The sequence below is a fragment of the Pseudoalteromonas rubra genome (assembly GCF_005886805.2).
Lineage (GTDB): Bacteria > Pseudomonadota > Gammaproteobacteria > Enterobacterales > Alteromonadaceae > Pseudoalteromonas > Pseudoalteromonas rubra_D.
In genome coordinates this window covers 1,714,469-1,736,102 of record NZ_CP045429.1, presented here as the reverse complement: position 1 = coordinate 1,736,102, position 21,634 = coordinate 1,714,469, and the positions used below count along the sequence as shown (strand labels likewise).

The 21,634-nt window shown below is 45.5% G+C and carries 25 protein-coding genes and 1 other RNA gene; 10 read left to right on the top strand and 16 right to left on the bottom strand.

The window, feature by feature from the left end; genetic code table 11:
- Nucleotides 1–153 precede the first annotated feature (153 nt).
- Entirely contained in the window at nucleotides 154–1,230 is a 1,077-nt protein-coding gene (locus CWC22_RS07450; RefSeq protein WP_125563320.1) for an AI-2E family transporter, read from the bottom strand.
- Nucleotides 1,223–1,480, bottom strand: a complete 258-nt coding sequence (locus tag CWC22_RS07445) for a hypothetical protein (protein WP_138539053.1) — start codon at nucleotides 1,478–1,480, stop codon at nucleotides 1,223–1,225. Before CWC22_RS07445 ends, CWC22_RS07450 begins: the two co-directional genes overlap by 8 nt.
- A 124-nt stretch (nucleotides 1,481–1,604) precedes the next feature.
- Here CWC22_RS07445 and CWC22_RS07440 point away from each other — a divergent pair, with 124 nt between their 5' ends.
- From CWC22_RS07440 to CWC22_RS07420, 5 genes are all read left to right on the top strand, one after another.
- Entirely contained in the window at nucleotides 1,605–2,270 is a 666-nt protein-coding gene (locus CWC22_RS07440) for a hypothetical protein (protein WP_125563324.1), read from the top strand.
- A gap of 1 nt (nucleotide 2,271) precedes the next feature.
- Entirely contained in the window at nucleotides 2,272–3,723 is a 1,452-nt protein-coding gene (locus CWC22_RS07435; RefSeq protein WP_125563326.1) for a M48 family metalloprotease, read from the top strand.
- Between the two features lie 194 nt (nucleotides 3,724–3,917).
- Nucleotides 3,918–4,265, top strand: coding sequence for an arsenate reductase (glutaredoxin) (arsC, locus tag CWC22_RS07430; protein WP_125563328.1), 348 nt, complete (start codon nucleotides 3,918–3,920; stop codon nucleotides 4,263–4,265).
- Between the two features lie 4 nt (nucleotides 4,266–4,269).
- Entirely contained in the window at nucleotides 4,270–4,821 is a 552-nt protein-coding gene (wrbA, locus tag CWC22_RS07425; RefSeq protein ID WP_125563330.1) for an NAD(P)H:quinone oxidoreductase, read from the top strand.
- Complete coding sequence (locus CWC22_RS07420; protein WP_125563332.1) at nucleotides 4,818–5,270, top strand: DUF2069 domain-containing protein; 453 nt, start codon at nucleotides 4,818–4,820, stop codon at nucleotides 5,268–5,270. The genes wrbA and CWC22_RS07420 overlap by 4 nt, the downstream gene beginning before the upstream one ends.
- 46 nt (nucleotides 5,271–5,316) lie before the next feature.
- Here CWC22_RS07420 and CWC22_RS07415 read toward each other — a convergent pair whose 3' ends face one another.
- Nucleotides 5,317–5,640 (bottom strand): RnfH family protein, encoded by a 324-nt coding sequence (locus CWC22_RS07415; protein ID WP_010385887.1) that lies wholly within the window; start codon nucleotides 5,638–5,640, stop codon nucleotides 5,317–5,319.
- The gene (locus tag CWC22_RS07410) at nucleotides 5,637–6,074 is read right to left on the bottom strand and encodes an SRPBCC family protein (protein ID WP_125563334.1); all 438 of its coding nucleotides are present in this window, start codon (nucleotides 6,072–6,074) and stop codon (nucleotides 5,637–5,639) included. The genes CWC22_RS07415 and CWC22_RS07410 overlap by 4 nt, the downstream gene beginning before the upstream one ends.
- A 129-nt stretch (nucleotides 6,075–6,203) precedes the next feature.
- Between CWC22_RS07410 and smpB the strand changes: the two genes are divergently transcribed.
- Nucleotides 6,204–6,683, top strand: coding sequence for an SsrA-binding protein SmpB (gene smpB, locus CWC22_RS07405; RefSeq protein WP_010385884.1), 480 nt, complete (start codon nucleotides 6,204–6,206; stop codon nucleotides 6,681–6,683).
- A 62-nt stretch (nucleotides 6,684–6,745) separates the two neighbouring features.
- Here the strand turns inward: smpB and fabB are convergent, their stop codons facing one another.
- Nucleotides 6,746–7,960 (bottom strand): beta-ketoacyl-ACP synthase I, encoded by a 1,215-nt coding sequence (gene fabB, locus CWC22_RS07400; protein ID WP_125563336.1) that lies wholly within the window; start codon nucleotides 7,958–7,960, stop codon nucleotides 6,746–6,748.
- A gap of 180 nt (nucleotides 7,961–8,140) precedes the next feature.
- Here fabB and mnmC point away from each other — a divergent pair, with 180 nt between their 5' ends.
- Complete coding sequence (mnmC, locus tag CWC22_RS07395; RefSeq protein WP_138539052.1) at nucleotides 8,141–10,126, top strand: bifunctional tRNA (5-methylaminomethyl-2-thiouridine)(34)-methyltransferase MnmD/FAD-dependent 5-carboxymethylaminomethyl-2-thiouridine(34) oxidoreductase MnmC; 1,986 nt, start codon at nucleotides 8,141–8,143, stop codon at nucleotides 10,124–10,126.
- 49 nt (nucleotides 10,127–10,175) lie between these two features.
- Here mnmC and CWC22_RS07390 read toward each other — a convergent pair whose 3' ends face one another.
- The gene (locus tag CWC22_RS07390; RefSeq protein WP_125563340.1) at nucleotides 10,176–11,051 is read right to left on the bottom strand and encodes a flagellar protein MotY; all 876 of its coding nucleotides are present in this window, start codon (nucleotides 11,049–11,051) and stop codon (nucleotides 10,176–10,178) included.
- Nucleotides 11,052–11,304: 253 nt separating this feature from the next.
- On the opposite strand from CWC22_RS07390, the gene rnt reads away from it, so the two are divergent.
- The gene (gene rnt / locus CWC22_RS07385; RefSeq protein ID WP_138539051.1) at nucleotides 11,305–11,967 is read left to right on the top strand and encodes a ribonuclease T; all 663 of its coding nucleotides are present in this window, start codon (nucleotides 11,305–11,307) and stop codon (nucleotides 11,965–11,967) included.
- 50 nt (nucleotides 11,968–12,017) lie between these two features.
- Here rnt and CWC22_RS07380 read toward each other — a convergent pair whose 3' ends face one another.
- Nucleotides 12,018–13,652, bottom strand: coding sequence for a DUF342 domain-containing protein (locus CWC22_RS07380; RefSeq protein ID WP_138539050.1), 1,635 nt, complete (start codon nucleotides 13,650–13,652; stop codon nucleotides 12,018–12,020).
- A gap of 587 nt (nucleotides 13,653–14,239) precedes the next feature.
- Between CWC22_RS07380 and ssrA the strand changes: the two genes are divergently transcribed.
- Nucleotides 14,240–14,596: a transfer-messenger RNA gene (gene ssrA / locus CWC22_RS07375) on the top strand.
- A 142-nt stretch (nucleotides 14,597–14,738) separates the two neighbouring features.
- Here ssrA and CWC22_RS07370 read toward each other — a convergent pair.
- From CWC22_RS07370 to CWC22_RS07350, 5 genes are all read right to left on the bottom strand, one after another.
- Nucleotides 14,739–14,927: a hypothetical protein gene (locus CWC22_RS07370; RefSeq protein ID WP_138539049.1), complete on the bottom strand. Its 189-nt coding sequence runs from the start codon at nucleotides 14,925–14,927 to the stop codon at nucleotides 14,739–14,741.
- A 252-nt stretch (nucleotides 14,928–15,179) separates the two neighbouring features.
- The gene (locus CWC22_RS07365) at nucleotides 15,180–15,569 is read right to left on the bottom strand and encodes a glycoside hydrolase family protein (protein ID WP_138539048.1); all 390 of its coding nucleotides are present in this window, start codon (nucleotides 15,567–15,569) and stop codon (nucleotides 15,180–15,182) included.
- Nucleotides 15,570–15,640: 71 nt separating this feature from the next.
- Nucleotides 15,641–17,326: a hypothetical protein gene (locus CWC22_RS07360; protein ID WP_138539047.1), complete on the bottom strand. Its 1,686-nt coding sequence runs from the start codon at nucleotides 17,324–17,326 to the stop codon at nucleotides 15,641–15,643.
- Nucleotides 17,327–17,503: 177 nt separating this feature from the next.
- A complete protein-coding gene (locus tag CWC22_RS07355; RefSeq protein WP_138539046.1) occupies nucleotides 17,504–17,965 on the bottom strand; it encodes a DNA-methyltransferase in 462 nt (153 codons plus the stop codon).
- 25 nt (nucleotides 17,966–17,990) lie between these two features.
- Nucleotides 17,991–18,167, bottom strand: coding sequence for a site-specific DNA-methyltransferase (locus CWC22_RS07350; RefSeq protein WP_138539045.1), 177 nt, complete (start codon nucleotides 18,165–18,167; stop codon nucleotides 17,991–17,993).
- 415 nt (nucleotides 18,168–18,582) lie between these two features.
- Here CWC22_RS07350 and CWC22_RS07345 point away from each other — a divergent pair, with 415 nt between their 5' ends.
- Nucleotides 18,583–20,139, top strand: coding sequence for a KAP family P-loop NTPase fold protein (locus tag CWC22_RS07345; protein ID WP_138539043.1), 1,557 nt, complete (start codon nucleotides 18,583–18,585; stop codon nucleotides 20,137–20,139).
- A gap of 66 nt (nucleotides 20,140–20,205) precedes the next feature.
- Here the strand turns inward: CWC22_RS07345 and CWC22_RS07340 are convergent, their stop codons facing one another.
- Genes CWC22_RS07340 through CWC22_RS07325 form a run of 4 tightly spaced genes read right to left on the bottom strand, consistent with a single transcriptional unit; the run spans nucleotide 20,206 to nucleotide 21,632 of the window.
- Nucleotides 20,206–20,496 (bottom strand): hypothetical protein, encoded by a 291-nt coding sequence (locus CWC22_RS07340; RefSeq protein ID WP_138539042.1) that lies wholly within the window; start codon nucleotides 20,494–20,496, stop codon nucleotides 20,206–20,208.
- Nucleotides 20,489–20,704 (bottom strand): helix-turn-helix domain-containing protein, encoded by a 216-nt coding sequence (locus tag CWC22_RS07335; protein WP_138539041.1) that lies wholly within the window; start codon nucleotides 20,702–20,704, stop codon nucleotides 20,489–20,491. Before CWC22_RS07335 ends, CWC22_RS07340 begins: the two co-directional genes overlap by 8 nt.
- A complete protein-coding gene (locus CWC22_RS07330) occupies nucleotides 20,704–21,003 on the bottom strand; it encodes a nuclease domain-containing protein (RefSeq protein ID WP_138539040.1) in 300 nt (99 codons plus the stop codon). The genes CWC22_RS07335 and CWC22_RS07330 overlap by 1 nt, the downstream gene beginning before the upstream one ends.
- Before the next feature lie 29 nt (nucleotides 21,004–21,032).
- Nucleotides 21,033–21,632 (bottom strand): recombination protein NinB, encoded by a 600-nt coding sequence (locus CWC22_RS07325; RefSeq protein WP_138539039.1) that lies wholly within the window; start codon nucleotides 21,630–21,632, stop codon nucleotides 21,033–21,035.
- Nucleotides 21,633–21,634 lie beyond the last annotated feature (2 nt).

Here is a 21,634-nt window from a genome sequence, read left to right as displayed (position 1 = left end):
TATAGAATATCTTATTCCATTCTACACAAAAGGCACAGCAAGCATAATAATCATTTGCTGTATAAATGAAGATCGTTATTCCAAAATGGTACAAGATAACATTGGGGCAGACATGAAAGAACGAGGTGACGCAGGCACGCCACCTGTTATAGATTATTTAGCCTCAGATGCGAGGTATTCCTGTTGCTGTGTTGACCAGGCATTGAGCAAAGCTTTGACTAAAGAGGCCAGCGGAATTGCAAAAAAGACCCCCCAGAACCCCCACAAACCGCCAAAAAACAGGACTGCGACGATAATGTACACCGGGTTCAGGTCTACTGCTTCAGAAAACAGCAAGGGCACCAACACGTTGCCATCCAAAGCCTGGATCACGCCATAAACCACCAATACCGTCCAGAACTCTGGCGCAACACCAAACTGAAATAACGCCACGGCAGCCACAGGCAAAGTCACCACTGCAGCACCAATGAAGGGGATCAACACCGAGAAGCCCACCAAGGTGCCAAGTAAGGCGGCATAACGTAAATCCAACACCGTGAAGGCAATAAAACTGGATAACCCGACAATCACAATTTCAATTACTTTACCCCGAATGTAGTTCATGATCTGATGGTCCATTTCTTCCCACACCTGATTGATCAGGCGTCTTTCTTTTGGCACCAGCTGCAACAACCCCGCTGTGAGTTGGGTTTTATCTTTCAACATGAAAAACACTAACAAAGGCACCAGAACTAAGTAGATAAGCCAGGCGACCACATCTTTTATAGATGTCAGAGAGGCAGAGACCACCTGTTGGCCAAAATCAAACAACTTGGTTTCCACTGCTCCCACCAGGTTTTGAACCTGCTCTGTCGATATCAGATTCGGGTAATTGTCTGGTAAATGAAGCAGATAATATTTGCCTTCTTCAATCATGGTCGGGGCTTCTTGCACCAAGTTGCTGGTTTGCGCCCACAGCACGGGCAAAATACCAAACATCAGTGCCAGCATGACACTCACAAAGACCAGCATCACGATATTAGTAGCCATCTGCCGGCTGGGCACCACCCGTTGCAGGTGCGTTACGGGCCAATCCAGCAAATAGGCTATAACTATGGCAACTAATACGGGAATAATGAATGTCCCAAAAAAGTATAACAGTGCAGCCATCGCCAGCAGCATCAGCAGTAAGGTCACAGAGTTGGGATCTGAGAACTTGGCCCGATACCAGGATTTAATGAGTTCAATCATCTATACACTCCACTTGTATAAAAAATGGTTCTGACTGTTGATTATGCTGAAATACCATATCTTGATTGTTTAAATAGCGCATTACATCTCGCAAGTCTTGTTCTCTTGTATAAAAAAAGCGCACCGCTTTTGTTTTGGTTTTCGCTTGTTTAAGCTGCCACTTAAACTGGACAAAAAGCTGTGGACACTGAAACGGTCGCAAATCACATTCAATCACGCTGTTTTGAGCCTTATTTAATTCTACTTTCAACCTGTTACAACTCTTAGCCTATACCAGAACACGGCTCAGGTTTACTCTGTGGGCAAACCGTATAGCCTGAACCCGGTCAATGCGTTATCCTTATAAAAGAGATAGTGATTTTTCGGATTTTCACATGCCTGGTGTAAACAACAAGGCGCGTTTGCCTGACAACCCAACCTTAAAAGAAATAAACTGGTTTAAAAAACAAATTAACTGGGGTGAGTTGCCACCATTTTATCACCTTGTCGCCTCTTCAGTTAGTGAAGGCGAAGGTATTTTTCAACATGGATTTGATCACGCCGTTAAGCGCCTGCTCGACAAGCGCAACTGGAATTTATCTCTGCTTGGCGGATATGAGGACAGCAACGGTATCATCCACTGCGAGAAGGCACCGGCCTTAGCGCTTCATCAAGTGTTTACTGATCGTGGTTTTGAGTTATGGGCTTACCCCATCGCCAAGGGCGTTAAAGTAGATCGTTATCTGAAAGACAATAAATATCTTGAGTTTAACGTCTGGGACCCGCATACCATGAAAGTACTGCTGCGGTTTAACCAACTCCATAAATTTATCGCATTTTATTTCGACAGAGGTGACACCGCAGACAAAGCCCTGATTTTGCATGCACACAAAGTGGTCTATAAAACATTAAACATGCTGCAAAGAGAATTGAACGTTATCAAGGTTGATGGGGTCTCAATTAAAGATTTTTATATGTTGTGCGAAAAAGATGCCCGTGCATGTAGCGATGAAATAGACATCGCCAAGATCATGCTGGGTGACGAAATGAATAAGGACTAGAATGCAGTTAAAAAAGCTGTTTCAGGCATCTCTATGTGCCCTGGCTTTGAGTATGTCAATCCCGGGCCAGGCTCAGTCAACACTTAAACTGCCCGACTTGGGCACATCCGCAGTCCAAGTGTTGCCCATAGACAAAGAACAAGCCATCGGCGAAATTATGATGATGCAGATCCGCTCAGGATCTAAATTGGTACAGGATCCGGTGCTCGATGAGTATTTATCAACACTCGGCAATAAGTTAGTTGCCAATGCTAACGATGTACGCTTTCCTTTTTCCTTCTTTTGGATTGATAACAAAGACATTAACGCGTTTGCCTTTTATGGCGGTCACGTTGGCGTACACACGGGCTTGATGGCACAGGCCGATAACGAAAGTCAGTTTGCATCTGTACTGGGCCACGAAATTGCCCACGTAACCCAGCGTCATTTGGCGCGCAGGATCCAGCAAGCCAAAGACAATAGTGCTCTGACCATTGCGGGTATGATCACAGGTATTCTGGCAACTGTAATCGCCCCGGATGCAGGCATGGCTATCCTGTCGGCCAGTTCAACGCAATCAGCACTGAGTCAGCTTACTCACAGCCGTAAAGCCGAACAGGAAGCCGACCGCTTCGGTATGCAGACCTTGTACAGCGCAGGGTTCGATCCACATGCATCCAGCGAGTTCCTGAGTAAACTGGCAGCCCAGGTGCGTTTTAAAAATAAAGCACCGGTGTTTTTAATGTCTCACCCACTACCTGACTCTCGGGTATCAGACGTCCGTTTGCGTGCTCAACAATACGAACAACGCTATGTACCCAGAAGTCCTCAATTCCAGTTGGCCAAGAGCCGGGTTATTGCCAGATACCAACTCGATAGCGAATCAGCACAGGCGTACTTTGAGCAGGCACTGAAGCGTTCATCAGAACTGGACAAAAGCGCCCTGGAATATGGCCTGGCTATTACTTTCCTGGATCAGGAAAAACTGGATAAAGCCCAAACGGTAATGGACAAATTACTGCGTGCTGACCCCAATAACTTGTTTTATCTGGACGTGTACACCGATCTGTTACTGGCGAAGAAAGATTACGCAGGGATCACTAAGTTACTGGGTGAAAAACATCAACTCAGACCGAATAACCAGGTGATCACGCTAAACTATGCCAATGCAGCAATAAAAGGTGAGCAATATGATCTGGCTGAGCAACTACTGAAGGTCTTTTTGCTGGAAAAGCCAGATCATGTTTTGGCAAGACAACTGCTCACAGACACCTACAAAAAGATGGATGCCAAAGCCGACTACCATGAAAGTCAGGCCAGTTTGCTCAGCCATTACGGGGCCTTTATGCGCGCTGCGGACGAAATTCAAAAAGCGCTCAACCACGTGGAAAAGGAAGAAACCATACGTCGCCTGCGCTTAAAAGCACTACTGACGCAATATCGTGATATGCAAAAAGAACTCGCCAAGCTTTAATTTACCTGCTGTACCATGAACACTGTCGTTTTGCTCGGGCGTTCATGGTGCGGCTATCTGTCTACCCTCCTAAACTTCCTGCCGCGCCGCCGGGTATACGCCGCTACTTAGCCGGAAAAACATAGGCAGGGCTTACAGGATACGATACAATTTGCGCCAAATTAGATAAGTACCATTACCGTAAAGGATCTTGTATGTCTGTTACGATTTATCACAACCCTCGTTGTTCAAAATCTCGCGAAACGCTGGCTCTGCTGGAATCTCGTGATATTCAGCCTGACGTCGTCGAATACCTGAAAACCCCCATCGATTCGGACACGCTAAGTGCACTATTACAAAAGTTGGGTTTTACCTCTGCTCACCAACTGGTGCGCAGCAAAGAAACACTCTACAAAGAACTGAACCTGAGCAAAGACAGCGACGAAGCGCATTTGCGTCAGGCAATGCTGGAAAACCCAAAGCTCATCGAGAGACCTATCGTAGTTAAAGGTGATAAAGCCGCCATTGGCCGCCCACCTGAATCAGTACTGGATATCCTGTAAACCTATGCCTGAGATCTTAGTTTTATATCATTCAAGCCATGGCTCGGTTGCAGCAATGGCACATGAAATTGCAGAAACACTGGAGTTTCACGGCGCCCAAGTCAGACTTCGTACCTTTGTTGCGAGAGAAGCCCATGACATTGTGGTATCAAAGCAAGATCTCATTGACTGCGATGCGCTCGCATTTGGCACGCCCACACGCTTTGGCATGATGGCGTCGCAAGCCAAAACATTCTGGGAAACGACCAGTGATATTTGGCTCAAAGGCCAGCTTATCGACAAACCGGCATGTGTTTTCTCCTCGTCCAGCAGTATGCATGGGGGCAACGAAGCGACCCTGCTTAATCTGTCTTTGCCGCTGTTACACCACGGTATGCTGCTGATGGGTGTACCCTATGATGTACCTGAACTACTCTCTACCACCAGTGGTGGTACACCTTATGGCGCAACCCATGTGGCAGGCATGGACAACAGCTGTGAGTTAAGCGATACAGAGATAAAAATCTGCCGTGCACTTGCAAAGCGACTGTATACCATTAGCAATAAATTATCATGAGTCAGATCCCTAAAAAAACCGTCACAAAACGCTTTCAGGCCTCAGCCCTTATTGGCTACGTGGGCTTGTTAATTCTTATGCCTTTATGGTTATTTGTGTTGGCACCCCGTGAGGGCTACAGCACAGGTTTCGTGTTTGCGGTATATATTTTACCCCTGTTGTTGCCACTTAAAGGCATTATTCAGGATAAGCCGTATACCTATGCCTGGGCCAACTTCATTGTGTTGATCTACTTCACACATGGACTGACGCTACTTTGGGTGTCTCCGCAGGAAATGCTGCTGATTTTACTTGAGCTCTTTTTTGCCACCTGTATGTTTATTGGCTGTACCTATTACGCTAGACACCGAGGTCAGGAGCTGGGGTTGAAGATCCGTAAGCTAAAACAAGATTTAGCAGATGAGAAAGCGGCTTACGAGCAAGATAGCCCTAAGGACGAAGACAAGTAACGCAATCAGGCCATGCGCGTCAGCACAGCGGCCTGAACTTTAACTGCTAATTAGATAATGGGCGTCCACCAGTGATTTTATTGGCACGCCCTTCTTCTTTGGCTTTTTCAGCCCGACGACGGCGCGCTTCTTTTGGATCGGCGATAAGTGGGCGATATACCTCAATCCGATCGCCAGCTCGTACCACATGATTCAGCTTAACCGTTCTGTTCCACACACCCAGGCTCAGGTTCGTCGGGTCAATTTCAGGGCATCGTTCCAAAATACCACTTTGTAAAACCACTTGTTCCACCGAGGTTCCCTCTGCAACGTCGACACTGAGCGTAGTGGCCTTATCGGGCAACGCAAATACCACTTCAACCTGGATCATGAGCGTACTCCGTATACAATTTTGGCTCGCTGTGTAAAGGCAGAGACCATGTTCTTTGCCACTTCATTAAAGATACGGCCAAATGCCAGCTCAACTAGCTTATTAGCAAATTCAAACTCTAGCTTTAAACAGACTTTACACGCCTGCTCATCCAATTCGACAAACTCCCAATATCCGTGCAATGATTTAAACGGACCATCAACGAGCTGCATTCTAACCCGGTTACCTTCGTACTGATTCTTAGTCGTAAACCATTTTGTCAAACCAGCCTTAGAGATTTCAAGGCTTGCAGTCATACCCTGATCTGAAGTATCTATCACCCGCGCCCCGGAACAATGCGGCAAAAAAGCGGGATAAGCGTCAACATCATTGACCAAGTTAAACATCTCTTGTGTGCTGTACATCACTAACGCACTTTTTTCTACTTGTGGCATACGCTCTCCAAACTCTAACAAGGCGATTTTACCAAGGTTTTCAAGATTTATCTTGTTTGTGACAGGCGACTGCGCGAAAATAGCCACAATTTTTGATCCGCGCCGATATACAAGGTAGACTAAGCCATTATGGCAAAGAAAAAACCAAACAAATCAAATAGCAATACCATAGCGCTAAATAAAAAGGCGCGTCATGAGTATTTTTTACACGACAAGTTCGAAGCGGGTATTGAGCTTCAGGGGTGGGAAGTTAAAAGCATTCGCTCTGGCAAGGTCAATATCACAGATACTTATATTCACCTGAAAGACGGCGAAGCCTACCTGCTTGCCAGTCAGATCCAACCACTTAATAGCGCATCCACACATGTTATATGCGATCCAATGCGCTACCGTAAGTTGCTACTTAAAAAGCGCGAAATAGACCGGCTGATCGGTGCAACCGAGCGTGATGGCTTCTCATTAGTCGCCACTGCCATGTACTGGAAGAAGTGCTGGGTGAAACTTGAGTTCCACCTTGCCAAAGGTAAGAAAATGCATGATAAACGAGCCGACATCAAAGACAGAGACTGGTCTCGTGATAAAGAACGCCTGATGAAACATAAAGCCTAATATCAAGACACATAAAAAAACCGCCTTTCGGCGGTTTTTTTATTCCTCAATGGCAAAGGCCATTAAGCTTTATACTTTTGCATAACCAAGGTCGCGTTAGTACCACCAAAACCAAAACTGTTCGACATCACAGTATTCAGTTCTTGCTCACGCATTTCAGTGACAATATCCAGACCTTGTGCCTGCTCATCCAGCTCGTCAATGTTGATAGACGGTGCGATGAAGTTGTTTTCCAGCATCAGCAATGAGTAGATAGCTTCGTGAACGCCTGCAGCACCCAATGCGTGACCTGTCATTGCTTTAGTTGCACTAATCGCAGGGGAATTATCACCAAATAATTCCTGAATAGCACCCAGCTCTTTCACATCACCAACTGGTGTAGACGTACCATGTGTGTTCAGGTAATCGATTGGGCCGTCGAGATCTTGCATCGCCTGCTTCATACATCTCACAGCACCTTCACCAGACGGCGCAACCATGTCATAACCATCAGACGTCGCACCGTATCCTACAATCTCTGCATAGATGTGTGCGCCACGTGCCAGTGCATGCTCAAGCTCTTCAACGACCACAATACCGCCACCGCCAGAGATAACGAAACCATCACGGTTTGCATCATATGTACGAGAAGCCGTTTCTGGCGCTTCATTGTACTTGGTTGACAAGGCACCCATAGCGTCGAATTCCATTGCCAGAGTCCAGTGTAGCTCCTCACCACCACCAGCAAAGATCACGTCCTGCTTGCCCAGTTGGATCTGCTCAACAGCGTTGCCGATACAATGTGCGGAAGTCGCACAGGCAGAACTAATTGAATAGTTTACACCTTTGATTTTAAAAGGTGTTGCCAGACAAGCTGAAGCTGTACTTGCCATCGTGCGCGGTACCATGTAAGGACCTACACGCTTTACGCCTTTCTCACGCAGAATGTCCGCGGCTTCAACCTGATATTTAGATGAACCACCACCTGAACCAACGATCAGACCAGTACGCTCATGTGAAACTTGCTCAGGTGCCAAACCTGAATCTTCAATCGCCTGTGCCATTGAAATATAAGAAAATGCAGCTGCGTCGCCCATAAAGCGATGTGCTTTACGGTCAACCAGAGACTTCACGTCAATATCCAGCTTGCCTGATACCTGGCTGCGCAGATTTACGTCTGCGAACTCTTGGTTAAAAGCGATACCACTTTTACCCGCTTTCAAAGACTCTAGTACTTCTTGCTTGTTGTTACCGATGCTTGACACTACACCGATACCCGTAATAACGGCTCTTCTCATGGGTAATTCCCTTAGGACTTTTTAAATTTACGCGTATTCTACGCTGAAACCAGGCACCAAGTGGTCAGCTTTCCAGCGTACACACGTACTCTGAACTGATATTTGTTAAAATGCAACGGACGAACGCAAATAAAATCCGTAAAATAGACACCAATTTAGTAGCGAACTTTTATACACACTATGATACGCAACGCCCAGATACACTTTAACGACGCAGGAACACCAGTCGCAGACAGCTTTGACGATGTCTACTTTTCAAATGATGATGGCCAGGCTGAGTCCGACTATGTTTTTTATTCGCAAAATAAGCTCAATACCCGTTTACTGAGCCATGACCGCAGCCACTTTGTGGTTGCAGAAACCGGATTTGGCACCGGCCTGAATTTTCTTAATACCTGGGCTCAATTTCAACGACTAAAAACACAGCGTAACGTTCAGCGTCTTTATTTTATTTCATTCGAAAAATACCCGATTAAGATTGAAGATTTAAGACAAGCCTTAAAAGCATGGCCGGATCTGTCAGAACAAGCCGAACAACTCTGCGCCCAATACCCAGATGCCGTTGAAGGCTGTCATCGTCTTGAATTTGATGATGGGCAGGTGATCCTGGATCTGTGGTTTGGCGATGTGCACGATTCCTTGCCGAAACTTTCTTATGGGCCACAGGGCCTGGTTGATGCCTGGTACCTGGACGGCTTTGCTCCGAGTAAAAACCCGGACATGTGGCAACAATCCCTGTTTGATGCCATGGCGGCTCTGAGCCGAGACAACGCCACATTTGCCACTTTCACCGCAGCGGGTTTTGTCCGCAGAGGCTTACAGCAGGCAGGCTTCAACTGCCAAAAAGTGAAAGGCTACGGTCGTAAGCGGGAAATGGTAATTGGTCAGTTTGAGGCAGCCAACACGCAAGCAACTAACCCACAATATTACCGTCATTCACCGCGTACACTACACAAAGTTGCTATCATAGGCGGCGGCATAAGCTCAGCCTGTTTGAGCTACCATCTTGCCAAACGTGATATCAACACAACTTTATTCTGCAAAGATGATACGCTGGCCAGCGGCGCATCGCATAATCGTCAGGGTGCCGTGTACCCCAACCTGCAAGCCCAGTACAGCACCACCAGCGAGTTGTATGGGTTGAGCTTTTTATACGCGCGCCGCTTTTATCAACACATTGAAGCATTGGGTTTTGACTATGACCACGACTGGTGTGGCGTACTCTTGCAAAGTGTGACGGATGGTAAGCGCACACAGCATCAAAAAATCGCCGCCAGTGACTTATTTCCCAAATCTCTGATACGTCCGGTCTCTGTGGCAGAAGCGCAAGCGCTGGCTAATATTGATACTCCGTTCGAGGGACTCTTTATTGAACAGGCAGGCTGGGTAAGTCCACCTCAGCTCACAGCAGCAGTTTTTAATGCAGCCCAGTCCAAGTGTCAAAGCCAGCAACACTTTAATACAGATGTCAGCGCGCTAGAAAAGCGTGAGGATGGCTGGTATTTACAAATCAACAAGCAGTGGCAAGGCCCGTTTTCAGATGTCTTCGTCTGTGGTGGTGAACACAGTGATATGTTCGCACAAACTCAGCACTTAGGGCTGCACGGTGTGCGCGGCCAGGTTTCACATATCCAGGCTGGGGAAGCCTCCTCCAAACTCACTACCGTGTTATGCCATAAAGGGTACTTTACGCCCAGTATAGCGGGTGAACATTGCATGGGTGCGACCTTTGAAAAATACAGTAAAGGCCGAGAAGTGACCGAGCAGGATAACCTGACCAACCGCGCTCAGTTACAGGGCTTTTATGCAGATACTGAGTTTGATCAAAGCCTTGGGGAAATCACAGGTGCAAAAGCAGCTGTACGTTGCTGTTTTAACGACCACTTTCCGATGGTAGGCCAGGTGCCGGATCCTGACAGCCTGTGCAGTGCGTTTGCAAACCTGCGCCGGGGCAAACACGATGACTTTGAGCCGTTAACTGAGCCTCATGAGGGATTACATGTGGTGACCGGGTTTGGTGCCAGAGGACTATGCAGCGCCCCTTTAGTGACAGAGCACCTGGTTGCGACGCTGTGTGACGAGCCCCGCCCGTTTAGCGAGCGGATCAATCAGGCATTGCACCCTGCCCGCTTTGTGGTCCGGGACTTAATCAGGAATAAGATCTAACCCGAAACTGCCACTTTGCAGCGGCGCGCCTGAAAAGCGCGCCTGGCTGTTACGGTTTCGAGATCTGAATAATGACCCGACGGTTTTTATCCCGACCAATCGGCGTGTCGTTTGGTGCAACGTGACGCTTTTCGCCAAATCCATCAGTGACAATTTTATCTTCGGGTATGCCTTTTGACGCCATGTAAGTTTTTATCGCCTCAGCCCGTTTTTTCGACATAGCCATATTAACCGAGCGGCCACCATAGCTATCCGTGTACGCCGAAATGTAAATGGATTCAATTTGCGGGTCGTTATTCAGATATTCTCCGATCATATCCAAACGTTTTCGTGATGACTTGGTCAGCTCACTGCTGTTGAACTTGTAGTTCATCACCGTAAATGCGATGTCTTCAAAGCTGTAGGGCAGCAAATTATCGCGACACTGCAAAAATTCCCAATAGGCATTTTTAAAGTTCACTGACGAAAGTGCTACAGAGATCTGATCATGCTGGTTTTGCCAGTCCTGATAATAAAAAGTAGGATAATAGCCCTTCTCTAACTCAGTCAGCATCTCCCAGCTAATGGCATTGGTGAGTTCCCCATCAAATTTCTTCAACAGCTTCATCTGGCCCATGACTCTGGCTGGCATTCCGGCTCGCCACGCCGGTGGCACCGACTCCAGACCTGCAAAATCGTAACTCTCGGGCCTGACCACCATATCCAGATTAAAGGTAAGATCTTTGTTTTTACTCGCCGTAGCCAGGAATATCGCTTCACCATAATAAGGGACTTCATGTGACAAGGCACAAGACAACCGCGTTGTCCTGTCAACAAACCATTGGGAGCTGTCTGCTGTGGCAGAGTATTGCCGCATTGCACCGTGCGCCTGAAGTGTCAGGATACTCAGTGTGGTAGCAATAATCAGGTTCGCTTTAAACTTCACGCTCTTACTCCGCTTTAAACAAAAATATCGAACTGGACGAACTGATTGATTGGCCATCGTAATCATCAGGTAACGCCTCACCGATAGTTAAAGCAATAATCATGCCTTTAAAAGCGGATTTTGACGGCAAAGTTCTGACGCCTGCATCTCTTCACATCTACCTTGCTCTGTGTGCAGGAAGCACGCCACTAAATTCGCATCTTTATCTCTGATCAGTATAATAGGCCGCTCAATTTAGTAAACCAAGCAGATTATGGCAGAACAAGAGCAAACCCTATTCGCAAAGCGCTTCCGCGGCTTCTTTCCAGTCGTCATTGACGTAGAAACCGCAGGCTTTAATAAAGACACCGACGCACTGCTGGAAATTGCTGTCAGCATGCTCAAGATGGATGAACAGGGCCTGCTCAGCCTAGACCACACGGTACACTTTCATGTGGCGCCATTTGAAGGTGCCAATATCGAGCAGTCGGCGATTGAGTTTAATGGCATTGATCCCTTCAGTGCGCTCCGAGGCGCGGTTGATGAGGAAGAAGCCATCAAAGAGATCTGTAAAGCGGTACGTAAAGCCCAAAAAGCCGCTGGATGCCAGCGCTCTGTGGTGGTCGCGCACAATGCGGCGTTTGACCATGGCTTTTTAAACGCAGCCATTGAACGTTGTAAAATCAAGCGTACCCCGTTCCACCCATTTGTGAGCTTTGATACCACCTCACTGGCCGGACTGGCACTGGGTCAGACCGTACTGGCTAAAGCCTGTCGCACTGCGGGGATTGAGTTTGACAACAGTCAGGCACATTCAGCCCTGTATGATACCGAACGCACCGCTGAGCTATTCTGCCATATCGTTAATAAATGGCAGGCTTTGGGCGGCTGGCCTCTGCCAGACGTTGAAGATGAGAGCGACGAAGGGTCAGAGTAGCTCGCTACTCTTGGATACGCGATACCGCACATTGAGGTATCGCGACGCAGTTACTGAGTGGCGAATTCCTGGGTGATTTTACCCTCGTCCAGCAGGACCGAGTGAGGCGGATAGATCCGTGAAAACGATTTACTGTCTCTGGCAATGGTCAACTCTATTCCCGGATGCATCAATTCATTGACCTTAATCCGGCTAAGCTTTAATAGTCGCGCCAGCTTTTGCTGTACCAGCTTCATATTTCTTTGATTACGTGCGTAATGTTTACTGAGCTGTTGTTCATTCTGAGCCAGCTTACTGAGATAAGCATCGCGTTTATTAGAGGCAGGCGCCTTTTGGGCTTTGATCTGTGCACGTTTCAGGGCAAGGGTTTTATCTGTGAGGCGTTTTTCGAGGTCTTTAAATTCTTGTTGTTTTTGCTTTAGCATATGCCAGTCCTGGGCCAGCGCAATCCGCGTTCGTGTCCCCGACGGAGCTCCTACTTCGCCTGCTTCTATACGCATAGCATCATAAACTGTGCCACCGATCAACTTACCTCGCGGCGTATCGCCTTTTCCTACCCGGATCATTCGCTTGGCTCTGAGGTCACAATGTAAAACCTGGCGCTCAATCAGCAGATCCTGTTCAGATTCTATATGACAATATTGAGCATAACCGATAGAAACCGTACGCTTTGCCTTGAGACAACAACTGAAATCTTCGCCTTCATCACGCTTACGACCAATCACACCCAGCATCACGGTAACAGCACCATTGCTTTCAAGTTGGGCAGACTCAACAAACCCAATCACGGTAATATCTCCGGACGCTTTGATTTTCATACCATCTTTAACATCACCGCTGACGATCACACTGCCGTCAAATTCAATATGACCTGTGGTGACATCAACCTGATCGTAACACAACACATCGTCAACGCGGATCCCACGCGGAATAGCAACAGGTACACCTTTGGCGTCCGCAATAAGCAGATTAGGATCATCTGGCGAGATTTTAGTACCTTCGGGTACTTCCAGCGCAAAGTCTTTGCCAGGCTTGGGCTCAAGCACATCACCAAACACAGAGTAGCCCTCTTCACCCGGTGTAGGCGGGATGCGCTTCATAAGAGGACTGCCCGGACTCACCGTAATGATGGCACCCAGGTCACGCATATCAACTTTGCCGCCATCTTTTTGTTGCGGACTCAGCACTCTGTCTTGCGCTGTCATGCACAAACGGACAAATCGGGCGTCGGTGCCATCTTTAGCGCGTTGACCATGGGCAACGATACCACTGTAAACACTGCCCGGAGACTGCTCAAATTGCTGACCTAAAAAGGTGTCCAAGGCCTGCTTACTGATACCACGCTTAACCCCTGCTGATTTAAGAGCTTCACGGGCTTGATCCATGGTGACCATTTTACCGCCGCGTGCCGTTGTCAGGCGTGCTTCAGCCATCATGTTATTTTCGTCAACCCGAATAGACAACTCGGCATCAACCGCCTGCGCAACAATTAAAGAATCCTTCTCCCTGTCATCCGACGGCGAAAACAACTGCCCGATATTGGCATGTATGATATCAAAGTCGGCATAAGGAGAGCTTTCCAGCGCTTCAACAAGCTGCGCGGAACTGGCCGGAAATCCGGTATTTGCAGGGTGTTCGTTCATTGAAACGTACCCTGACTCCTCATCAAAATGAAACAAAGACATCACTTACTTCCCGAAAAATATGCACGATGTTATTAAATTTATTATGCACTACCAGGTCTATACATAGGGCTCGGCCGCTGTGTAACCTCTTATTGTGTATTGCATCCATGCTGACAATCTGTGAAGAGCTTATACAGAAAACAGCCTGCGATACCACCGCCAAAAAAGCGCTCACGCTTCTAATAGCATTGATATCTAGTCCCATCATTTTACACTTGTACCCAATCATGCAAGCGAATTTTGACAAACAACAAAAATCACGTGGAAAAATTACAACCAAAGTGCTATATTTCCCATAATCTAAGATGCGGCCAAATTTCAAATTTAGCTAAAACAAGTACAAGCCTGCCAATCAGACTAAACAACGATACATAAAAACAACCATTGCCTTGCCTTATTTGAGCATAACCTTCCCTAATTGTTAAGCCCGACCAGCCGCTCAGCTAGACAAAATATAAACGATTGTAAATGAGACTTGAGTATAAAACCGCCAAGTAGTTCTTATCACTGTACTTATCGGCAAACTTCGCTTGAGCTTTAGGGATTTTATTGGGTATAATCACAATTACTGACTGAAAGAGATTTCAGGGGCTGATTAGGATTCGACAGGATTCATGAAGCCTGAGGTGCATGTCGAGGGGCGGTTGGCCTCGTAAAAAAGCCGCATTTAAAGTAATCGCAAACGACGATAACTACGCTCTAGCGGCATAATAGCCCGCTAGCACTCTGCCAAGATATGCTTGTGGATCTGGATTATGAGTGTCACCCTACACAAGATCGCTACGGAAACCCTGGCCGGGGTTGAAGGGCTAAATTTAAGCGGCCTCGCCTTTACTTATCGTGTTCGTCCGAGACTTAAAGGTTAACCAAAAGACGATACTAAACATGTAGGACCGAAGGTCGACGCTTTCTGGACGGGGGTTCAAATCCCCCCAGCTCCACCACTTTAAAGTGTTATAAAACAGCCAGTTAGAGAGATAATCTTTAACTGGCTTTTTTGTGTCTGATGGAAAGTGTCCAGTTTCCATCCAGTTTTTTAGGCTTCTTCATGTACCATTGTCCCAACACTGAACGCCTCCTACCTAATCAACCAAAGACTCCGTTGGGAAATGCCGCAGTGATTACCCCTGCAACCCCACCCAGTAAACACAAAGCCGCGATCCCGAAACCTATTCGTTTTAAGAAAACATCTGAACCATCTTTGCTAGGTAATATATTCACTTTAGCCTCTGCTTTGGCTGTCAAATCTACGTTAGTTTTTGTTTCGTTTCCCATGCATTAATTATCCTAATTAATTACTGTCACCTCTTGGATCCGTCAACATCGCAAGAGACTTATGACCCGCCACTTGGCGGGATTTGTTTTATTAGTAGCCTTTCTTCTATGCTTCCCAGCCTATTCAATGAGTCACCGCATCTAAAAGATGCAACCGGAATGACGGTTTCCGTGCTTCTTTTTAAATGATGCTAACAGATCGCAATGTATTGGAACTTTAATTCAAGGGTATAAGCTGCTTTATAACCCCAATCACAACCCATCTTGCTGCATTTGAATTGCTAGTTCTTGCACTCTATTTGGTACTTGCTTAGCCCACCGACTCTCAAGCATTTCTTCTGATGCTTTTATGTAGTCGCCCGTCCGAATATGCGTTAGTGTTTTGGCAAACCCCATTAGTCCGGTAACACCCAGGTTATATGCCATGTTTACATTGAGATTTACATACCAAGGAATTGCGTTAGCTAGGCGCTTACGGATACCTTCAACTCTCATGAACAAGATCACCTCAGCTTCTTCCTCTGTTATGCCGGCGTCTAAATTCAGGCCAAAACCAATAGTTAACCAGCCTTCCGTGCAGAGATAAGGCTTATCTCTGAAGCACTCATGTTTTTTTATCTGCTCTATAGCGTTCATTGTCATGTTGTTACCTTTGTTTAGGCATAAAAAAACCCGCGTGATGCGGGCTTCTCAAGATGTTGGAAATTTCCAAATTATTCTGACACAGCCTCCGGCTGCCGATGGAGAGCTTCTATCTTGCGAAGGTTCTCCAAGTTCTTTTCTGAGAAAATAGCTTCAGGGTATTCCAAACGACCAAGCGTCAGACGCCCCGTTAATAAGTCATCCAATATGTCTAATTGTTTTTGTAATCTTGTAACCTTGCTATCCCAAGACTTTTCACTGTTGACTATATCCAATTGCTTGACCTCTAAATCCCGCTTCTTTTGAGTTAGATCAAGCTTCAGATTTTGCAACCCGACAAGGTAATCGAAAAGCGCCTCCGCTTCTGTTCCTTTAACTGATATGTTGAGTCGAGACCAGCACTCATCCTGAAAACGCTCAAATAACCTTTCAATAGCATATGAACGTAACGCTCTTTTATCCACTTCTTCAACCCGCTCCCAGTGCTCCTTATTTACCCACTGAGGCCTAGAAGACAACCTATCTCTAATAGCTTCCTCGCTATAAGAGAATCTATGCCGATAGTAAAACAAGTGAGTAAAATTCATTTCATATAATAGAGATGCAAGTTTATCTTTGTCATATTCGCTTAAAAGATCTAACCCCTCAGGGTTGTTAAGATCCAAGCGTGGGTTTCCAATTTGAACTGTTCGAGCAATCTCAGAGATGTAAGTATTTAAAAGAGAGCTTTGCAGCTCCTTTTTATAACGATCGAACTGATCGCGCTCCATCCCGCCAACGTGACCCTTACTCAGTGACGCAATCAGGTCAACCCTATTGATGCGGCCAAACTCATAGCGGCAACTATTGGCCAAAGACTCTAATTGTTCAACCAGGCTCTCTTTGAATTCGCTCCATGTTGTGTCTGTAATAAGCTCGGGCTTTGTCTTTTGAAATAACCGCTCAACCTCCATCAAACTATCCATTTTTGGAATGTAATACTCAGATTCGGCAAGAAACATGTCATTCAAGCCTTTGACTAGGTACTCTTTCATCTCAGACGTCAGTTCAAGTTGACTTATTTCATCATCCAAAAGGAACTTCATAGAACTCCATTCTTCTATACTCTTGCTATAAGAAAACTCAGGAACAAGCAACACAGCAATACTTTGACTTACTATTTCCTCATGCTCCTTTTCAGTTACATACCATCTTCTTTTGCGCTTTAAATCGGCCTTGCTTGGATAAATATAGAGCCGAGACAGTGCAAACATTCTTGATGAAAATAACAAGTAAGTTAAAGAACCTATAACTATCATAATTAAAAAGTAGAAAGAACCATCCTGCTTCTTCTCAGAATCGCTACTGCTACGAACCACCCCACCAGCATGACTAACTATCAAACTATTTTCTGTGGGCTCTTCATATAGAACAAATAAAGTAAACGCTGAGCCAGGATTAAGGTTCTTGTAATTGAGGTCTATAACACCTTCGCTGTTACTATCAGCAACCTCGTCATTGTCTGAAGCTTTTGTGATTTTGTATTCCTTCACTTGGGGAGCATGCTTTACAATGATGTTTTGAGCAGCAACATCACCTGCATTTCGAATAGTATATGAACGCTGATACCCCTTCACGTCCGGCGCAGCAAATGCAACCTCCACAAGTAACGATGACTCGACAACTACATCCGCTCGATCACTGAACCAAAACCTAGTGCCCCAAGCAATTACCAGGCCCACCGCAACCATTAAAATGAAATTAAAAAATGCTTTCAAAGTACAACCCACCCATCTCCTTTGCTTTTGATGAAAATTATCATATCTTAATTTATCAACTGACAAAAACCTTATACAGGTGGCGTAAATGTACCTATATGTATATATTAATAACGATATGCGGGCCGCATCCGTACGTCCCCTCTACCCAATGGTTTTAACTGTACTGACTGGCTCTTACGTGTTTAGCCGTTTCGCCGCTTCTGCGTACCAATGCGGATCCAGTTCGTAGCCGATAAAGTTACGCCCTGTGTTTTGGCAAGCTACACCGGCGGCGCCGCTACCTGTAAAGAAATCAACAACGAGACTACCCTCTCGGGTGGTTTCACATATCAGCTTTTGGAATAGTTCGACGGGATTCTCTGCTGGATGGCCAGTCACCCTGTTCTGGGGTGCCACCTTCTTGCATTCCCATATGTCAGAAAGCGAACGGTTGGGTATCTCAGCACCTTTCATGCCTACGAATACCACTAGCTCGTAACGTGGCCGCAACGCCTTCTTAGGGCCAGTGCCTAAACACTGCTTATCCCATACCAGTACTGAGGTAATGGATAGACCTAAATCAGCAAGTGCCTTGGTTATCACAGGCATAGAGCGCCAGTTACAGAATGACACCAGGTAACCAGTATCCTTCAACACACGCTTTGCTTGTTCGAACCAGGACTTATAAAAAATGGGCTACGTTCATCCAGTCGGCCCACGACCCGGCCTTTGACGGTTTACCAATACTGCTTGCACCAATCAGGTAAGGCGGATCTGTTAGGACCAGATCAACCGAATTGTCTGGAATGTTTTTGCTTTCTTCTACACAGTCGCCGTTAACTAGCGTTAGTTCTGTCATGCGTCACCTTTTTATCGTGACGCTCTCGGCGTTCTATGTTGTTTATTGCTTTACAGCGGGGGCATTTGATCTCTACTTTGCCCTCTAAAGGGCACAGTAGTTTTCCGCAAGCACAACGTATATCTTGCATAAATCACCAATAAAAAACCCCACTCGATGGTGGGGTTAGTTTTAGAAGGATTTTGTATATGACTCTCGCGAGCCTATATATATTGTGCCTTATTTAGCCCGAATGGATACCACAAATATGGTGCATTCTAGCGCAAATATGATGTTTACACTCACTTGCTTACCAGCTAAGCCTAAAAACCCTCAGATTATGGACAAAACAGTGCCTTCAACCTTCCTGATTGATCACAATAATTAGTGGTGATAACTTACCATTCTAATAAATAAGAACTAGAAGGATTTCATTATGGCTGCTTGGCAGGATGATAAACTAAACAGGAAAGATGAGGCTAAGTTCTTAACCGATTTTTTGATTAATCGTTACGCCACCAAGAAGGACTCATTTGTATTGAATATTGATGCAGAATGGGGATTTGGGAAGACTTACTTCCTCACTAATTGGAAGAAACAACTTGAAGCAGAGAGCCGATGTAGAGTGGTCTATGTAAATGCTTGGGAAAGTGACTTTTCTAAAAATCCGTTAATTAGTTTCATAGCCGCGGTAGAAGGTCAGCTAAGTGATCTTATTAGAATGCCTGGCGGAGAAATATCAAGCTCGTGGCGTGATACCCTTTATAATGTTGGAGCGATTACCTGCGCCTCTGTTGTGAAAAAGCTAACTGGCTTGACTTATGACCAACTAACAGAGGTCATTTATGAGGACCCTGAAAAGCAAGATGAAGAGATAGATTCTAAGCAAAACCCACATAATACAACCAATGCAGAAAATGATGGGAATGATAAAAAAAGTAATAGTGAGCTAGTGTCAAAAACAGCTGAGTCGGTAACCAACAAACTTGCACAAAATTTAATTGCAGAACAAAAGAAAGTAGAAAGTTGCATTAAAGACTTTGTGAGAAATATTGAGAATTTAGCAAAAGAGGCTAGTTCAAGTTTTGATACTCAAAAAAAGGCTATTCAAGAGCCAAAAAATGAAAAAAAGCCAAGAGAAAACAAATCAGAAAATGTACCTTTATTTATATTTGTTGACGAGCTAGACCGGTGCAGACCTCAATATGCAATAGAGCTACTTGAAGTAATCAAGCACTTATTTTCAGCGAGGGGAGTTTATTTTGTTGTTACAACCGCCTCAGACCAGCTAAGCGAATCAATCAAGGCGGTTTATGGCAGTGGGTTTAATGCGAAAAGGTATTTGAGCCGCTTTTTTACCCAAACATATACTTTTATCGAGCCAAATCTATCAGACTTTGCGTACTACCTACTAACCAAAGAAGAGACACCGGTCAATGGCACAAGAACCCTTTACCCAAAAGAAAACGATATTGGCTCCGTTAAAACAAAAGCATATTTATTCGCTCAGACAGCGAAAGGGCTAGGGGCCGGCTTGAGAGATATGGAGCAAGCCTTTTCGCTGATTGAGTCTGTAACATTAGCAAATCGGACCAGGGCTGCTGAACTTACTTTTGTTCCTCTTGCGTTTTTGGCCCTTCTAAAAATTACCAAGCCAGATGAATATGGGGAGCTTTTAAGTCATTTTAATGCTAACTATCACACAGAGTCCCCCTCTCCAAAAATGGAGCGAATAAAAGAAACTCTCAACAATGACAACATGATGATTCCCACTTGGAATGGTCGAGGTCCTGAGCAAAATACATTTGGTGAAGTCATGGAAATACTAAGCGCCTCCAACAAAGGCCGTAGCCACTATATAACCCACAGAGATAACCAAAGAATATCAGATTCATACAAGCATGACTTAAGTAATCATCTAGGCTTGATAGATATTCACGAATACCCAAAAATGATTGAAACTGCAGGTAGGCTACTTCCTATTTCAAAATAAGAGAAGATTCAGCCCGCAAGAGCCAAAATTCAACACTTCTCATCTCTGGCAAACCAGCCCAAACTCTTAACTCTTGCCAACAAAACCCTTCACATACCGGCCAGTAATGACTTTTCTATAGTTATCACTGAGCTGGTTCACCTTTTTAGTCATATCTTCAATGTGCTCGGGGACTTTGATTCCCTGCGAACCGTGACTGAACAGATGAGCATCTGAGCTAAATACACCACCAAGCTCGCAGCACTCTCGTAAACGCTCAACATTAGACTTACTCGCATACCCGCCAACGGTTTCTTTTGATGCCCAATAACGACCCCAGGCGCGTAGCTCTTTTCTAAGGTTCTTTAAGTTATCCATTGCTTTCCACCATTGCCAGAAGGTTAGCCAGGTTTAATTTGTAAACCTGTTCAACGATTGCTTTAACGTCATCATATGGAGCCGCAGTACGCCCGCCTTCCCACCGTTGATATATATTTCTGCTTATACCGCCGTACATAGCGACGACTTCGTCCTGAGTCATGCCACGAAGACTTCGCGCAGCTTTGAGGATCTCACCACCAGTCATCAATCCACCTTAATCAGATCTTGAGACAGCCTGTATGTTTGTGTTCTAACCATCCCTTCATAAGCGCACTGATCTACAAAATCTTTCTCCAAGATTCGTGTAACTCTATCCATTTCCGCATGGCATGCGATACACGCGAAGGTTGCATGAATATCATCGCTCTTTTGGCCCATGCCAGAACCTTTTGCAACATGGGCCAATACTGTTGTTTCAGGGTTCCAATTGCAAATCTCAGGCAGTCTGAACTGACACTCCTGACCCTTTTTGCTTTCTCTTAATTTCTGTCTCACTAACGACATCTAGACTCCCCATGCATAGCAATCACATACTATTCTTCAAGCCTAGTTAGTATTAATTTCAGATACTCTGCACAGTACATTTCAAGCCAACTCAAGTACTCGGTAAACTCTTTAGTTAATAATTTGCGAGTGCGCTTTCTTACTAATATGGGTTCTTCAATATCTGTCTGAATGACCCTCACACCATACCTCTTGCGTACTAGGACCTCGTGAACACCCTCAGCGCTATTTTCCTGCCCGTAGCGTTCTTGCAGGTGATTGGCAATCTCCTGGTTCCATTTCCATAAGAGTCTGTTTTGTGCCAATGACCGCTTTGCCTTGAACTCTTTAAACTCGATTACCACCTGTTTACCAGTGCATAGTAATTCTCTTACCGCCTTGCAGGTTTGTAGTAATAGATACTCTGTATTAGTCACAGTCAAAACTATTTTTACCATCAGTTTGCGGACTCGTTCGGTGGTAGATAAAGCAATTTTACAGCCAATGAATAGATCTAATTCGACAAGAGGTGTCGTGACAGATAGAGTGGCGCTTACCATGCCTATTTGAGTAGCTTTTACAAAGGTCAAAGTTGCCCTTGCTACTCTGTTGCGTTTAATATCTATGCAAACTTTGAGTTGCAAGGACAAAG

Coding starts and splice junctions, on each gene's coding strand:
- CWC22_RS07420 (WP_125563332.1), top strand. CDS start 4,818: ATGAGTCAGATCCCTAAAAAAACCGTCACAAAACGCTTTCAGGCCTCA.
- CWC22_RS07435 (WP_125563326.1), top strand. CDS start 2,272: ATGCAGTTAAAAAAGCTGTTTCAGGCATCTCTATGTGCCCTGGCTTTG.
- rnt (WP_138539051.1), top strand. CDS start 11,305: ATGGCAGAACAAGAGCAAACCCTATTCGCAAAGCGCTTCCGCGGCTTC.
- CWC22_RS07335 (WP_138539041.1), bottom strand. CDS start 20,704: ATGACTGGTGGTGAGATCCTCAAAGCTGCGCGAAGTCTTCGTGGCATG.
- CWC22_RS07380 (WP_138539050.1), bottom strand. CDS start 13,652: ATGTCTTTGTTTCATTTTGATGAGGAGTCAGGGTACGTTTCAATGAAC.
- CWC22_RS07350 (WP_138539045.1), bottom strand. CDS start 18,167: ATGACAGAACTAACGCTAGTTAACGGCGACTGTGTAGAAGAAAGCAAA.
- CWC22_RS07340 (WP_138539042.1), bottom strand. CDS start 20,496: ATGGATAACTTAAAGAACCTTAGAAAAGAGCTACGCGCCTGGGGTCGT.
- arsC (WP_125563328.1), top strand. CDS start 3,918: ATGTCTGTTACGATTTATCACAACCCTCGTTGTTCAAAATCTCGCGAA.
- CWC22_RS07370 (WP_138539049.1), bottom strand. CDS start 14,927: ATGGGAAACGAAACAAAAACTAACGTAGATTTGACAGCCAAAGCAGAG.
- CWC22_RS07410 (WP_125563334.1), bottom strand. CDS start 6,074: ATGCCACAAGTAGAAAAAAGTGCGTTAGTGATGTACAGCACACAAGAG.
- fabB (WP_125563336.1), bottom strand. CDS start 7,960: ATGAGAAGAGCCGTTATTACGGGTATCGGTGTAGTGTCAAGCATCGGT.
- CWC22_RS07330 (WP_138539040.1), bottom strand. CDS start 21,003: ATGTCGTTAGTGAGACAGAAATTAAGAGAAAGCAAAAAGGGTCAGGAG.
- CWC22_RS07450 (WP_125563320.1), bottom strand. CDS start 1,230: ATGATTGAACTCATTAAATCCTGGTATCGGGCCAAGTTCTCAGATCCC.
- mnmC (WP_138539052.1), top strand. CDS start 8,141: ATGATACGCAACGCCCAGATACACTTTAACGACGCAGGAACACCAGTC.
- CWC22_RS07345 (WP_138539043.1), top strand. CDS start 18,583: ATGGCTGCTTGGCAGGATGATAAACTAAACAGGAAAGATGAGGCTAAG.
- smpB (WP_010385884.1), top strand. CDS start 6,204: ATGGCAAAGAAAAAACCAAACAAATCAAATAGCAATACCATAGCGCTA.
- CWC22_RS07415 (WP_010385887.1), bottom strand. CDS start 5,640: ATGATCCAGGTTGAAGTGGTATTTGCGTTGCCCGATAAGGCCACTACG.
- wrbA (WP_125563330.1), top strand. CDS start 4,270: ATGCCTGAGATCTTAGTTTTATATCATTCAAGCCATGGCTCGGTTGCA.
- CWC22_RS07440 (WP_125563324.1), top strand. CDS start 1,605: ATGCCTGGTGTAAACAACAAGGCGCGTTTGCCTGACAACCCAACCTTA.
- CWC22_RS07365 (WP_138539048.1), bottom strand. CDS start 15,569: ATGACAATGAACGCTATAGAGCAGATAAAAAAACATGAGTGCTTCAGA.